Here is a 13206-nt window from a genome sequence, read left to right as displayed (position 1 = left end):
ACGTGATTGAGATTGCCGGCCTGCCGGCCCACATCCTCCTTGTCCACGCCGTCGTCGTCCTCGGCCCCATCGCCGGCGTCGCGGCGATCGTGTACGCCGTCGCCCCGCGCTGGCGGCGGCTCCTGGCCTGGCCGCTGGCCGTGCTCTCGCTGTTGCTGGTGCCGGTGTCCCTGGTGACCGCGCAGGCCGGTGAGCAGCTGGAGAAGGCCCGGCCCGCGACCAAGTTGATCCGCGAACACGCCGAACAGGGCGATGTGTTGAAGTACGTCTCGGTGATCTTCTTCGTGTTCGTCGCCGCGATGATCGTGGTCAGCTACGAACCGATCGGCCGCCGCTTCGCGTTCCTGGGCAGCCTGCGGGAAAACCGCACGGTCCGGATCATCCTCCTCGTCGCGGGTGCCTTGGCCGGCGTGTTCTTCATCTACCAGACCATCGTCACCGGTCACTCGGGCGCGGTGTCCGTCTGGTCCCGCTGACCGCCGCCAGCAACAGCACCAGCGCCACGGCCTGAAGCGCGGCGACGGTCGCCATGAGCGCCGGGCGGAACGGATAGAGCGCTCCGTACAGCGCCCCGCCCGCCAGCGCACCGGCCCCCTCGAAGGCGGCAAACACCCCGTACGCCGAACCCTGCCGCGCCTCGGGGACGATGTCTGCGACCAGCGCCTTGACCGTGGAGTCCTGGATTCCGGTCGCGGCGCCCCAGACCGCCACGCCCGCCAGCGCCGGCCCGGCGGCAGGCGAAAGGGCCAGGACGGGTACCAACGCGACGAGCACGGGCAGCACCAGCAGCACCGCCCCGCCGGCGCGGTCGTAGAGGTATCCGCTGGCCAGCGCGCCGAGCGCCGCGGCGCCCATGGCGGCGGCGTAGAGCAACGGCACCACGGCCACCGGGACATTGACTGCCGTGCTGAGGTGGAAGGAAATCACGCCGAACGCCACCAGCCCGGCGCTCCAGAAGAAGGCGCCCACGGCGAAGCGCAGGAAGACCGGGGAGAACAACGACGGCGCCGCCGCGCCGCCGGGGCCGGCCCCCGGGCCGGGTACCCGCCGGCGGAGCCAGACCAGGAGCGCCAGGGCCACCCCTGCGGGGACGGCCAGGACCGCGAACGCGGCCTGCAGGAGACCCGTCGCGGCCAAAACCGCGGCGACCAGCACCGGACCCAGCAAGGCCCCGACCAAATCCAGGGCCTTGTGGGCGGCGAACCCCCGCCCGCGGCCCACGTCCGCCGCCGCGGCGGCCAGCAGCACCGTCTTGGCCGGGCTGCGGACGGCCTTGCCCACCCGGTCCGCGATGATGAGCGCCGAGGCCGCGGCCAGCCCCGCCGCTCCCAGGCCCGGGGTTACCGCCAGCAGCGGCACGCTCACCACGGTCATGGCATACCCGGCCACGGTGAAGCTCCAGTACCGCCGGGTGCGGTCCGCCCAGGGACCGAACATCACCCGTAGTCCCTGCGCCGCCGCCTCCGCGCCGCCGGTGACCAGCCCCACCACCAGCGCCGTCGCACCGAGCTGGCCGAGCAGGGGTCCGGCGAGGGAACGGGCGCCGTCGGACACCAGGTCGGTGATCAGGCTGACCAGGCCGAAGGCCGCCACGGTGCCCCAGGCGCGGTTCCCCCGGTGTGCGCGGCTGCCTCCCGGTGCCCGGTTCTCCGGCCTCGGATGTGTCCCGCGTGCGACGGCCGGTTGAGGGGCCGGCGGCTCCGGTGCTGAGCCTTCCATGGCATCAGAATCGCCCATCGGGAGCCCTGCTACAAGGCCTTCCGGGCGGCGCGGCCGGCCTTACAGGTGCCGGGCCGCGGACGATGGTGAGAGTATGAGCAACGATGACTGAACCCGAGAACCACTTTCCGCGGCCCGGCCACGATGCCGGCCCGCCGCGCGTCGCAGCCTGGCAGCTCGAGGAGATGACCGGCGGCCCGGGCGGGGCCACTCCCTGGTGGGCGGACCAGGAGGCGCCCGCACCGCGGGAGTCCCTGGGACGGCGGAGCTCCCGGGCGGCGGGCCGGGTGCTGGGGCTGCTGTTTCGGACCGTCGCGGTGGTCAGTGCCGCCGTCCTGATCGCCGCCGGCGCGTTGTACCTGCACGGTGACCTGTCGCCGTCCGGACTGTTGGGGCGGTTCCTTCCCGGACCGGCGGGGCAGCCGCTGCCGAAGGCCGGCGCCACACAGGGGGCCGCCCAGCCGCCCGCCGTTCCGGGAGCCGGAGCCGCTGACGGCGCGGCTCCGGCGCCGCGGGCCGTGACGGACCACCCCCCGGGAGGCCTGGAGGAAGACGCGTCCCCGCTGGGTTCTCCGGCCCCGCTTGCGCGCACGTCGCCGTCGTATGCTTTCCTGCACACCGGGAGCGACGGCAAGCCCTACACCTACGACCCGTGCCGGCCGATCCACTACGTCACCCGCGCCGCAAACTCTCCCGCGGACGGGCCGGTGCTGATCCGGGAGGCAGTCGCCGCAGTCTCCCGCGCCACCGGGCTGGTCTTCATCGACGACGGCGCCACCTCCGAGGCGCCCGCGGCCGAGCACAAGTCGTACCAGCCGGAGCGGTACGGGAACCGCTGGGCGCCGGTGCTGATCGCCTGGGAGACGACGGCGGAGGAACCGCGGTTCACGAACAAGGCCGTCGGCACGAACGTCATGGGCTTGGGCGGCAGCGAGGCCGTCAGTATCGGCAACTCGGGCTTCACGTATGTCAGCGGCCAGCTGGAACTGAACGGCCCTGCGATGCAGGCCATGATCGGCCGAGAGGGTCCGGCACAGGCCCGCGGCGTGATCGAACACGAACTCGGCCACGTGGTCGGGCTGGACCACGTCCAGGATCCCTGGCAGCTAATGAACCCTACCGACTCGATCGGCGTGACCACCTACCAGGCCGGTGACCTCACGGGCCTGTCGATGCTCGGCCAGGGACCCTGCCGGCCGGAGATCTAGGCGGCGTAGCGCCCTTACTGAAGACGCCCAGCGCCGTCGAGTAGGCTCTGGTGCCTATGTGGGGTTCTACGTTCATGTCGAGGGTGCCGACGGGCAAGGCCTGCGCGGTACTGACGGTCGCGCTGCTGGCCGCGGTGGCCGCCGCTCCGACTGCCGGGGCCGACGACGCGCCCCCATCCGGCTACCCCTCGTGGGCTGACGTCCAGGCCGCCAAGGGCAATGTCGATGCGAAGGACGCCGAGATCCGGAAGATCAACGGCCTCCTGGACGGGTTGCAGCAACAGGCTTCCTCCCTGGGCGCCGCGGCGGTGCGGGCGGGACTGGACTACGCCGTTGCCCACAACAACCTCGAGGCCTCGACGGCGAAGCTGGCGTCCCTGAAAGAGGAAACCGCGGCAGCCCATGCCACCGCCGACAAGCTTCACCGGCAAACGGGTGCCCTGGCCGCCCACGACTACATGGGCGGCGCTACGGACCTCGGGCCGTTCTCCGTGATGGACACACTGCAGAGCAAGGACGGCCTGCAGAAGCTGGACGTCATGCAGTTCGTCGCCCAACGGACTACGGACCTGTACAACAACTCGCGCGCCGCCGAGGCGGCTGCGGCGTCCCTGGATGCCCAGCAGTCGGTGGAGCAGGCCGAAAACCAGCGGCTCGCCGATGATGCCCAGGCCAAGCTGACTGCCGCGCAGGACGCCCAGCGGGCCACCCAGGAGAAAGTCGACGTCGAAACCAAATACAGTGGGACCCTCACGGCGCAGCTGGCAACCCTCAAGGACACCAGCGCCGCGGTTGAGCAGAATTTCCGCGCCGGGCAGGAAGCCCAGGCCGCCTACGAGGCCCAGCAGGAAGCTCGCCGGCAAGCAGCTGAAGCTGCGGCGGCGGCAGCGGCGGCTGCCGTTGCCGCGGCCAACGTTGCGGCGGCTGCGCGGACACCTGCCCCCGCACCCGCGCCGGCCCCGACGGTGGTGACCCCGGAGATCCCCGGCGGCGCCGTCAACGACCCGGCCGGTGCCCAGGCGTTCGCCTCCAGCCAGCTCGGCGCCCACGGCTGGGGAGGGGACCAGATGAGCTGCCTGGTCAAGCTCTGGAACCAGGAGTCGAGCTGGATGACCAACGCCACCAACCCCTCCAGCGGGGCCTACGGCGTCGCGCAGGCCCTGCCGCCGGAGAAGTATTCGTCCACCGGATCCGACTGGCTGACCAACTACCGGACCCAGATTTCCTGGGGGCTCGGCTACATTGCCGGCCGGTACGGGTCGCCCTGCGGCGCCTGGGACCACGAAGTGTCCAACAACTGGTACTGAGACGGTCCGTCCCCCTGGACTCCACCAGAATGGTGCCATGCCAGGACCTCTCGATAACCGCGCCCAGAACGTCAACGCACAGATGCTCCCGCACACGTACCGCGAGGGTTGTCCGGTAGCCCTGTCGGATCTCCGCGCCGTCAGCTTCGATCACCTCGGCTTCGACGACGCCGTCCACGAGGGCACACTCATCGTCCACCGGATCATCGCGGCGCCGATCCTGGAGGCCTTCACCGCGGCGCTGCGGATGGGCTTTCCCATCCAGCAGGCCATTCCCATTGACGAGCCGCCCTTTCGGGGCGACGACTTCGTTTCGATGGCAGCGAACAACACCTCGTGCTTCAATTACCGTACGATTGCCGGCACGGACAGGGTGTCCATGCACTCATGGGGACTGGCTGTCGACATCAACCCGGCGCTGAACCCCTACCTGGCTGAGGACGGAATCTGGTACCCGGACGCCTCAAACGTTGACCGCAGCGCCCGGCCGGGAGTCTTCACCGCAGATCATCCCCTGACGGAAATCCTGCAAGACCTGGGCTTTGAATGGGGCGGTTCATGGGCCCGGCCGGACTACCACCACTTCCAATGGCGCCGGGGAACGGCGCTGTGAGACCACACCGTGCCCGAATACTGCACAAACGTGCAGCTAAAGCCGTCATGGTGAACTCTTTTCTCCAAATCAACGGAATCCGCTGCACGAACGTTCAAGAACTCCACAACGTCACGGTCATCCTGCCAGCCTGAAGAAAGAGACGTGATCCGGATCACGTCCAGGCCAGACAAGCCACATCACGAAAGCAAGCCCTCGCAGATGAGGGCCAGCGGAAGAGGACAACATGTCTGACGGCAAAAACCACTCCGGTTCGAAACGAGCCAAAGCCATCCGGGGGGCGCTGGGCGCGGCGGCGCTCCTCTGCGCATCGATCATCGCGTCACCCGCGGCACACGCCGACACCGTCGAGGTATCCCCGCCGGGCGCCAACGACTGGGCCTGCAAGCCAACCGCGGAGCACCCCTTCCCGGTGATTCTCGTCCCGGGAACCTTCGAGAGCATGGCGAAAAACTGGGCCAGCATGGCACCAGCGCTCAAGAGTGAAGGGTACTGCGTGTACTCCCTCAACTACGGTTCCACGAACGGCGTCGATGCGACGGGCCCCATTGCCGACTCCGCCGCCCAACTCGCGCCATTTGTTGACGCCGTGCTCGCCTCCACCGGAGCGGAGAAAGTTGACCTCGTGGGACATAGCCAGGGCGGCATGATGCCCCGCTACTATATGGGCTTCCTCGACGGCGCCAAAAAAGGTCAACGCGCTCGTGGGCATCGCACCGTCCAATCACGGAACGCAGGGTTTGATCACCCCCACCCCGGGCGGCCTGCCCTCCGCGACGACGGCCGGCGGATCCAACTGCCAGGCCTGCTCCGATCAGCAGGCGGGTTCGGCGTTCCTCACCAAGCTGAATTCACTCGGTGACACCCTCCCCGGTCCGGCGTACACGGTGATCTCCACGACCCACGACGAGGTCGTCACGCCCTACCGGAGCCAGTTCCTGGCAGGTCCTGCGGAGAAGGTCACCAACATCACCGTCCAGGACAAGTGCCCGGCAGACCCGATCGAGCACGATCAAACACCCAATGACCCCGTCGTCCAGCGGTTGGTCTCCAACGCGCTGGGACGTCCTGCGGGACAGCCGGCCGACCCGGCGTTCCAGCCGAACTGCGTCTAGGGACAACGGGACGGCCTCCGCGGAACCCGGCTTAAAAGACAAAACCCCGCGCATTCCTCGGAATGCGCGGGGTTCTTTTCGAGCTTCCTATCAGAATCGAACTGATGACCTTTTCATTACGAGTGAAACGCTCTACCGACTGAGCTAAGGAAGCACCGCGTGAGCCTCCGGCGGACCGGGCGGATCATGCAAGAGTCAACTGTAATGGAGGGTCCGCGCCCGGGTCAAAATGACCGGAACGGGCGCGGACGCGGCCCCGGAAGGGCCCTAGCAGACGGTGTTGTCCGCCGGGGTTTTGCCGTCCACGAGGTACCCGTCCACGGCGTTGCCGATGCAGCTGTTGGACCGGCCGTAGGCGGTGTGGCCCTCACCTTTCCAGGTCAGCAGCGAGGCCTTGCCCAGCTGCTTCCGCAGCGAACCGGCCCACTCCACCGGCGTCGCCGGGTCCCCGGTGGTGCCGATGACCACGATGTCCGTGGAGCCCTTGTACTGCACCGGCGCGGGGGTGCGCTGGCTCTTGTACGGCCAGTCCTTGCAGCTGGTGGCGCCGTAGGCGAAGTAGTAGCCCAGGGTGGGGGAGAGCTGGCGGAGGCGCTGGTCCTCGGCCCGCATCTCGGCGGTGTCGGCGTCCATCGGGTAGTCCAGGCAGTTGACGGCGGTGAAGGCAAAGGTGGAGTTCGCCGAGTAGGTACCGTTCGGTTCCCGGTCCGCGCCGAAGTCGGAGAGCCGCAGCATGGGGGAGACATCGCCCTTCTTGGCGCTGTCCAGTGCCTGGGTCAGCAGCGGCCAGTTGTCGTCGTTGTAGAACGGCAGGATGAAGCCGCTGACGAACATCGAGGCGTTGACCACCCGGCCGTCCTTGGCGGTCTTCGGGCTGGCCTCCACGGACGCGATGATGTCCTGGATCTCCCGGATGGCGTCGTCCGCGCTGCCGCTGAAGGGGCAACCGCTGTTCTGCAGGCAGTGCGTCACGTAAGCGCGGATCGCCTTCTCGAACGCCTTCGCCTGGCCGGCGGTCAGCTCCTCGTAGTTCAGCGACGGGTCAAGGGCCCCGTCCAGCACCATCCGGCCCACGTTGTTCGGGAACAGGGAGGCGTAGGTGGAGCCCAGGAACGTGCCGTAGGAGTAGCCCAGGTAGTTCAGCTTCGCGTCGTTGAGCACTCCGCGCAGCACGTCCATGTCCTTGGCGGCGCTGACGGTGTCCACGTGGCCCAGCACCGGGCCGGTCTTCTCCGCGCACTCAGCGGCGATGGCCTTGTTGTCCGCGAGGGCGTCGGCCAGACCGGCGTCGGTGTCCAGCTTGTAGACCTTTGCGCGGCTGGCGTCGCGCTCCTGGTCGGTGAGGCAGGTGACGGGTGCGGAACGTTTGACCCCGCGCGGGTCGAAGCCGATGACGTCGTAGTTCGCCCGGACCTTGTCGGAGATGTTCGTGGCGCCGGCATCCCGCACGAAGTCGACGCCGGACCCGCCGGGGCCGCCCGGGTTGACCAGGAGGCTGCCCTTCTTGTTGCCGCCCTTGGCCGCCAGCTTCAGGATGGCGAGCTCGATGCTGCCGCCGTCGGGCTTGCTGTAGTCCACCGGGACCTTGACCTTGGCGCACTGGAAGTCACCCTCGCACCGGGACCAGGTCAGCTGTTGGGTGTAGAAGCTGCGCAGTTCCGCCGGAGCCGCGGCCGCGATGGACGGATCCGCGGACGCGGGGGCGGCGGAGGACTGGTTGTTGCCCGACCCGAACAGCGTGCAGGACGAGAGCACCAGGGCCAGCACCAGGCCCAGTGCCAGGGCGCCGGCCGAGCGCAGGCCGGACCACGGGGGTCGGCTGCCGGCGGGCCGGGATGGTGCTGACGTCATGCGGTTCTCCTCGGGACAGACAACGTAAAAGAGCGGGACAGAAGCTGGGGGTCAGATGAGGCTGGCGGCCATGGACTCAACCGCCAGCAGGGGAGCGACATTGGAGGTGGTGATCCGTTGCCGGGCGGTGTTGATGGCATCCATCCGCCCCAGCGTCACCTCCGGGATGGAGCGGCCGGCGAATTCCTGGAGTTCATCGCGGAGTTCGAGGTTGACCAGGTCCACGGCGTTGCCCATCTGAATGATCAGCACGTCGCGGTAGAAGGACAGGAGGTCCGTCAGCGTGCGGTCCAGCGAGTCCGTGATGGAGCGCTTGGCACGCCGCTTCTGGTCATCCTCCAGCTGTTTGACCTGGCCGCGCATCGCCGGCGGCAGCGGGCCGCTCTCGGGGGCGCCCAGGGTGGCCAGCAGCGCGGCCTTCTCGGCGGCGTCGCGCTCCTCGTTGGAGCTGGCGGCCTCCTCCGTGGCGATCTTCACCAGCTTGTCCGCCATCATGACGGCGGCGGTGACCCCGCGCAGATGCAGCGGGAACCGGACCGTGTCCAGCCGGCGCTGCCTGGCGTCCGGGTCCCGGGCCAGGCGGCGGGCGATCCCCACGTGGCTCTGCGCGGCGCGGGCGGCGCGCTCGGCGACGTCGGGGGCGATCCCGTCCCGGCTGACCAGGAGGGCGGCGACGTCGGCCGCGGGCGGCAGCCGCAGGGCCACGGGGCGGCAGCGGGACCGGATGGTCACCAGCACGTCCGCGGGGGAGGGGGCGCAGAGCATCCAGATGGTCCGCGGGGTGGGTTCCTCGATGGCCTTGAGCAGCACGTTGGTGGTCCGCTCCGCCATCCGGTCCGCGTCTTCCACCACGATGATCCGCCACCGCGCCGAGGACGGCCGGTTCCCGGCGGTGGACACCAGTTCGCGGGCCTCGTCGATGGTGATGGTGACCTTCTCGGTGCGCACGAACGTCACGTCCGAGTGCGTCTCGCCGACGATCGTCTGGCAGGCGTGGCACTGCCCGCAGCCGCGGCGGGTGATGTCGTCCTGGTCGCAGTTCAGGGCCGCGGCGAAGGCCTTGGCGGCGTTGGAGCGGCCGGATCCCGGCGGCCCCGTGAAGAGCCAGGCGTGGGTCAGGCCCTCGCCCTCCGCGGCCTGCCGGAGCTGGTCGACGACGGCGGGCTGGCCCTGCAGGTCATCCCAGACACTCATGCCGAGCTGCCTTGCCGGAGCGACAGCAGCGCGTCCACCCGGCCCAGGATTTTCGCCGACAGCTCCTCGACCGGCAGGTGCGCGTCCAGGACCAGATACTGGCCCGGCCGCGCCGCCGCGAGCTCGAGGAAGGCGCCGCGGATCCGGGCGTGGAAGTCGTCCGCCTCGGATTCGAGCCGGTCCTCGGCTGCATCCCCGGCGGTGCGGCGGCGGCGCCCGTCCGCGGGGTCGACGTCGAGCAGGACGGTCAGGTCCGGCCAGAGCCCGGCGGTGGCCCACTCGTTGATCCCGCGCACCCGGTCCGTGCCCAGGTGCCGTCCGGCGCCCTGGTAGGCGACGGAGGAGTCGATGTAACGGTCGGTCAGGACCACGTCGCCGCGTTCCAGGGCCGGCCGCAGGACCTGCTCGGCGTGGGCGGCGCGGGAGGCGGCGAAAATCAGCGCCTCGGTCCGGCCGTCGATCTCGCCGTGACCGTGGTCAAGCACAAGGGAGCGCAGCTTCTCGCCGATCGGGGTGCCCCCGGGCTCCCGGGTGCGCAGGACGGTGAGGCCGCGTGACTCCAGCGCCGCGGCCAGCGCGGCCGCCTGCGTGGACTTGCCGGCGCCGTCGCCGCCTTCGAAGGCGATCAGCAGGCCGGGGAACGGCCCGCGGGCAGGGCCGGGAGTCTGGGAAGTCACTGCTCTAGCGTACCGACAACCACGGACACTCTGCTGGTGCGCCGTAACGCCCTGCGGGTCCCGCGCCGCCCCACGTACCCTGTCAGCATGAGTCTCTCCGAAGATCAGGCCGCCGCGCTGTCCGCCGAAACCGTCGTGGTCGCGGCGGGCCGTCCGCCGCGCGAACGCGACGCCCCGGTCAACCCGCCGCTGGTGCTGTCCTCCACCTACTTCGGCACCGGGCCGCTGGGCCCCGGCGACCGCGGCTACGGCCGGTACTCCAACCCCACCTGGGACCCGTTCGAGGAGGCCCTGGCGCAGCTGGAGGGAGCCTCACTGCCCGGGCTGCTCTACGCCTCCGGGCTTGCGGCCGTCAGTTCGGCGCTCTCCCTGGTCCCGCCGGAGGGCGTGCTGGTGATGCCCTCGCACAGCTACGCCGGATCCCTGGTGATGGCCACCGAACTGGCCGAGGCCGGGGTGCTGGAACTGCGGACCGTGGACATCGCGGACACTGACGCCGTCCTGGCCCAGCTGGCGCCCGCCCAGGGCAAACTGGCCAGCGTGCTCTGGCTGGAGAGCCCCACCAACCCGATGCTCGGCGTCGCGGACATCCGCGCCCTCACCGCCGCCGCCCACGACGCCGGGGCGATCGTCATCACGGACAACACCTTCTCCACCCCGCTGGTGCAACAGCCGCTCTCCCTGGGCTCCGACGTCGTGCTGCACTCGGTGACCAAGTACCTCGCCGGGCACTCCGACGTCGTCCTCGGCGCCCTGGTGACTTCGGATGAGGCGTTGCACGCCCGCCTGCTGCACCACCGCACCATCCACGGCGGGATCGCCGGGCCGTTCGAGGCCTGGCTGGCGCTGCGCGGACTGCGCACCTTGGCGCTCCGGATCGAACGGTCGCAGGCATCCGCCGCCATCCTCGCGGAGCGTCTGGCCCGTCATCCCCGGGTGGGCAGCATCCGGTATCCGGGACTTCCCACGGACCCCGGCCACCAGCGGGCCAAGGAGCAGATGACGGGCTTCGGCTCGATCCTCTGCATCGAAATGGCCCCGGCGGCCGGGCTGAGCGGCGCGGACGCGGCGGACCGGATGATCACCGGCCTGCGGCTCTGGCTGCCCGCCACCTCCCTTGGCGGGGTGGAATCCCTGATCGAACGGCGGCGCCGGCACACCGCCGAGCCGCTCAGCGTGCCGGAGAATCTGGTACGCCTCAGCGTCGGGATCGAAAATGTCGAGGACCTGTGGGCCGATTTGGAGCAGGCCCTCGCCACGTTGGACGGTTAGGCTGGGGACATGGACGGACGCTTGCTGATTGACTTTGCCGACAGGGGAATCTACTTCCTCCTCGCCCTGGTGGCCCTGGGGCTCGAGGTGTGGGCTTTCTTCGACTGCCTGCGGCACAAGCCCAACGCGTTCGAGGCCATGTCCAAGCGCACCAAGACCTTCTGGCTCGCCCTCACCGGCGGCGCCCTGGCCATCGGCCTGCTGTCCCTGCTGGGCGGCGGCGGTGGCTTCTTTGGCCCGCTGGGTCTGTTCGGCCTCGCGGCCGTCACCGCGGCCTCCGTTTACCTCGCGGACGTCCGTCCGGCCGTCCGCGACGCCGGCCGCGGCGGCAGCCGCAATATGGGCCCTTACGGCCCCTGGTGACCCCGGCGGCCGCCCTCCGCGGCCGGTAATCCGTCGGGGGCTACCGCGGCCCATGCCACGGACAGTTCCCCCAGCCGCCAGCGGGACGGCCCGTCAAGCACGGGCCAGCCAGCCTCCCGGAGCGAGCGGCACGCCGTCACCCAGCGCTGCCGGTGCCCGAAGGAAGCCAGCGGTGCCGCCTCCAGCCAGGCCTTGTCCAGCGCCTGCAGAAAGGTGTGCACCTTCTCGCCGGGGACGTTACGGTGGATCAGGGCCTTCGGGAGACGTTCGGCAATCTCGGAGGGCAGTTCCACGGAGCCGAAGCGCAGGGACAGTCCCAGACTGATCGGACCCCTTGCGTCGAGCGCCACCCAGGTGACGTTCCGCCCGATCTCGTCGCAGGTGCCGTCGACGAAGAGTCCGCCGGGAGCCAGCCGGTCTTGGACCAAGCGCCAGATCGCCGGGACGTCGGCCTCCTCATACTGGCGGAGCACGTTGAAGGCCCGCACCAGCACGGGCCGGCCGGGCACCGGCAGCTCGAAGCCGCCCAGTTGGAAGCTCAGACCGGGCCGTTCCAGCGCCTTCGCCTGGCGGACCCGCTCCGGTTCGATCTCGATGCCCACCAGGCGGACATCCGGGCGGACGGCGGAGAGCCGCTGGAAAAGTTCGACGGCGGTGGCGGGGGAGGCCCCGTAGCCTAGGTCCACCACCAGGGGGTCGGCCGCGGTGCGCAGCCGCCACGCCTGCGGCCCGGCCAGCCACCTGTCCACCCGGCGCATCCGGTTCGGGTTGGTGGTGCCGCGGGTCACGTTGCCGACCGGCCGCCCGGCGCGTGTTCCGCCCCGGGGTCCGGGGGACGCTACCCGCTCCGCCTTCTGCACCACGGCTTAACCCTAGCCTCCGGCGGGCAGGCCGGGCGCAGTAGCCCGGGCGCGGAAGCCCCGGTGTAACGGACGGCGCCTCCGCCGGGGCCTCGGCTAGGATGACAACCATGACTTACAAGCTGATCCTGCTGCGCCACGGGCACAGCGAATGGAACGCCAAGAATCTGTTCACCGGCTGGGTGGACGTGGACCTGAACGACCAGGGACGTGCCGAGGCGGTGCGCGGCGGCGAGTTGCTCGTGGAGAACGACGTCCTCCCGGACATCCTCTACACCTCGCGCCTGAAGCGGGCCATCAACACCGCCAACCTGGCCCTCGACAAGGCGGACCGCGGCTGGATCGACGTCAAGCGTGACTGGCGCCTGAACGAGCGCCACTACGGTGCGCTGCAGGGCAAGGACAAGGCCCAGACCCTGGCCGAGTACGGCGAGGAGCAGTTCATGACCTGGCGCCGGTCCTACGACACCCCGCCGCCGCCCCTGGCCGATGACTCCGAGTTCTCCCAGGTGGGCGACCCGCGGTACAAGGATCTCGGCGACGAGATGCCCCGTACCGAATGCCTCAAGGACGTCCTGGTCCGCCTCCTGCCGTACTGGGAATCGGACATCAAGGAAGACCTGAAGGCCGGAAAGACCGTGCTGGTCACCGCCCACGGTAACTCCCTGCGCGCCCTGGTCAAGCACCTGGACGGGATCAGCGACGAGGACATCGCCGGCCTGAACATCCCCACCGGCATCCCGCTGGTCTACGACCTCGACGAGGACTTCAAGCCACTGAACCCGGGCGGAACCTACCTCGACCCGGAGGCCGCGGCCGAGTCCATCAAGGCCGTGGCGAACCAGGGCAAGAAGTAGCCCCGGAAGTTCCCCGGAAACGTCGACGGCGGCCGTCCACCCCCAAGGGCGGCTTCTAGCGGTCGTTGCAACACCCGTTATTGGGAGTTGCAACGACCGTGTCGCGTTTAAGTGGTGAATCGAAGTGCCATCGGAGGTACTCGGATCAGGAGAAAGCAGCATTTTTTGTT

Annotated in this window: 14 protein-coding genes and 1 tRNA gene; 9 read left to right on the top strand and 6 right to left on the bottom strand. The window is 69.8% G+C overall.

The features are described 5' to 3' along the window. The first annotated feature begins 2 nt into the window (after positions 1–2). Complete coding sequence (locus QWJ39_RS04395; protein ID WP_290256510.1) at positions 3–476, top strand: DUF2231 domain-containing protein; 474 nt, start codon at positions 3–5, stop codon at positions 474–476. Here the strand turns inward: QWJ39_RS04395 and QWJ39_RS04390 are convergent. Further along, on the bottom strand, positions 436–1593 hold the full coding sequence (locus tag QWJ39_RS04390) for an MFS transporter (protein WP_290256509.1): 1158 nt from the start codon (positions 1591–1593) through the stop codon (positions 436–438). The two genes, QWJ39_RS04395 and QWJ39_RS04390, sit on opposite strands and share 41 nt — an antisense overlap. A gap of 230 nt (positions 1594–1823) precedes the next feature. On the opposite strand from QWJ39_RS04390, the gene QWJ39_RS04385 reads away from it, so the two are divergent. The 5 genes from QWJ39_RS04385 (at position 1824) to QWJ39_RS16260 (ending at position 5962) form a co-directional block, all read left to right on the top strand. Then, positions 1824–2927 carry a peptidase M10A and M12B matrixin and adamalysin gene (locus QWJ39_RS04385; RefSeq protein ID WP_290256508.1) on the top strand — a complete coding sequence of 368 codons (1104 nt, stop codon included), beginning with the start codon at positions 1824–1826 and terminating at the stop codon, positions 2925–2927. A gap of 74 nt (positions 2928–3001) precedes the next feature. Continuing rightward, positions 3002–4234 carry a hypothetical protein gene (locus QWJ39_RS04380; RefSeq protein WP_290256507.1) on the top strand — a complete coding sequence of 411 codons (1233 nt, stop codon included), beginning with the start codon at positions 3002–3004 and terminating at the stop codon, positions 4232–4234. 37 nt (positions 4235–4271) lie between these two features. Further along, positions 4272–4847 (top strand): M15 family metallopeptidase, encoded by a 576-nt coding sequence (locus QWJ39_RS04375; RefSeq protein ID WP_290256506.1) that lies wholly within the window; start codon positions 4272–4274, stop codon positions 4845–4847. Positions 4848–5073: 226 nt separating this feature from the next. Further along, entirely contained in the window at positions 5074–5709 is a 636-nt protein-coding gene (locus tag QWJ39_RS04370) for an alpha/beta fold hydrolase (RefSeq protein WP_356902785.1), read from the top strand. Positions 5710–5734: 25 nt separating this feature from the next. Then, positions 5735–5962: a hypothetical protein gene (locus QWJ39_RS16260; RefSeq protein WP_356902783.1), complete on the top strand. Its 228-nt coding sequence runs from the start codon at positions 5735–5737 to the stop codon at positions 5960–5962. A gap of 81 nt (positions 5963–6043) precedes the next feature. On the opposite strand, the gene QWJ39_RS04365 is transcribed toward QWJ39_RS16260, so the two are convergent. The 4 genes from QWJ39_RS04365 to tmk form a co-directional block, all read right to left on the bottom strand. Beyond that, positions 6044–6116, bottom strand: a tRNA-Thr gene (locus QWJ39_RS04365). A gap of 113 nt (positions 6117–6229) precedes the next feature. Continuing rightward, a complete protein-coding gene (locus QWJ39_RS04360; protein WP_290256505.1) occupies positions 6230–7813 on the bottom strand; it encodes an alpha/beta hydrolase in 1584 nt (527 codons plus the stop codon). A gap of 51 nt (positions 7814–7864) precedes the next feature. Then, complete coding sequence (locus tag QWJ39_RS04355) at positions 7865–9007, bottom strand: DNA polymerase III subunit delta' (protein WP_290256504.1); 1143 nt, start codon at positions 9005–9007, stop codon at positions 7865–7867. Next, positions 9004–9684 (bottom strand): dTMP kinase, encoded by a 681-nt coding sequence (gene tmk / locus QWJ39_RS04350; protein ID WP_290256503.1) that lies wholly within the window; start codon positions 9682–9684, stop codon positions 9004–9006. Before tmk ends, QWJ39_RS04355 begins: the two co-directional genes overlap by 4 nt. Positions 9685–9771: 87 nt before the next feature. Here tmk and QWJ39_RS04345 point away from each other — a divergent pair, with 87 nt between their 5' ends. Next, positions 9772–10956: an aminotransferase class I/II-fold pyridoxal phosphate-dependent enzyme gene (locus QWJ39_RS04345; RefSeq protein WP_290256502.1), complete on the top strand. Its 1185-nt coding sequence runs from the start codon at positions 9772–9774 to the stop codon at positions 10954–10956. Positions 10957–10965: 9 nt separating this feature from the next. Next, positions 10966–11319: a DUF2516 family protein gene (locus tag QWJ39_RS04340; RefSeq protein ID WP_290256501.1), complete on the top strand. Its 354-nt coding sequence runs from the start codon at positions 10966–10968 to the stop codon at positions 11317–11319. Here QWJ39_RS04340 and QWJ39_RS04335 read toward each other — a convergent pair. Next, complete coding sequence (locus QWJ39_RS04335) at positions 11304–12182, bottom strand: class I SAM-dependent methyltransferase (RefSeq protein ID WP_290256499.1); 879 nt, start codon at positions 12180–12182, stop codon at positions 11304–11306. The two genes, QWJ39_RS04340 and QWJ39_RS04335, sit on opposite strands and share 16 nt — an antisense overlap. Positions 12183–12289: 107 nt before the next feature. Between QWJ39_RS04335 and QWJ39_RS04330 the strand changes: the two genes are divergently transcribed. Beyond that, a complete protein-coding gene (locus tag QWJ39_RS04330) occupies positions 12290–13036 on the top strand; it encodes a phosphoglyceromutase (protein ID WP_290256498.1) in 747 nt (248 codons plus the stop codon). Positions 13037–13206: the final 170 nt, after the last annotated feature.

It is taken from the genome of Arthrobacter sp. YD4, assembly GCF_030410515.1.
Classification (GTDB): Bacteria; Actinomycetota; Actinomycetes; order Actinomycetales; family Micrococcaceae; genus Arthrobacter.
This window is presented reverse-complemented; position numbering and strand designations above follow the sequence as displayed.

Bases quoted from the DNA above. Each gene is read 5' to 3' on its own strand.
- QWJ39_RS04385 (WP_290256508.1), top strand. From the start codon at position 1,824: ATGACTGAACCCGAGAACCACTTTCCGCGGCCCGGCCACGATGCCGGC.
- QWJ39_RS04380 (WP_290256507.1), top strand. From the start codon at position 3,002: ATGTCGAGGGTGCCGACGGGCAAGGCCTGCGCGGTACTGACGGTCGCG.
- QWJ39_RS04375 (WP_290256506.1), top strand. From the start codon at position 4,272: ATGCCAGGACCTCTCGATAACCGCGCCCAGAACGTCAACGCACAGATG.
- QWJ39_RS04370 (WP_356902785.1), top strand. From the start codon at position 5,074: ATGTCTGACGGCAAAAACCACTCCGGTTCGAAACGAGCCAAAGCCATC.
- QWJ39_RS04360 (WP_290256505.1), bottom strand. From the start codon at position 7,813: ATGACGTCAGCACCATCCCGGCCCGCCGGCAGCCGACCCCCGTGGTCC.
- QWJ39_RS04355 (WP_290256504.1), bottom strand. From the start codon at position 9,007: ATGAGTGTCTGGGATGACCTGCAGGGCCAGCCCGCCGTCGTCGACCAG.
- QWJ39_RS04345 (WP_290256502.1), top strand. From the start codon at position 9,772: ATGAGTCTCTCCGAAGATCAGGCCGCCGCGCTGTCCGCCGAAACCGTC.
- QWJ39_RS04340 (WP_290256501.1), top strand. From the start codon at position 10,966: ATGGACGGACGCTTGCTGATTGACTTTGCCGACAGGGGAATCTACTTC.
- QWJ39_RS04330 (WP_290256498.1), top strand. From the start codon at position 12,290: ATGACTTACAAGCTGATCCTGCTGCGCCACGGGCACAGCGAATGGAAC.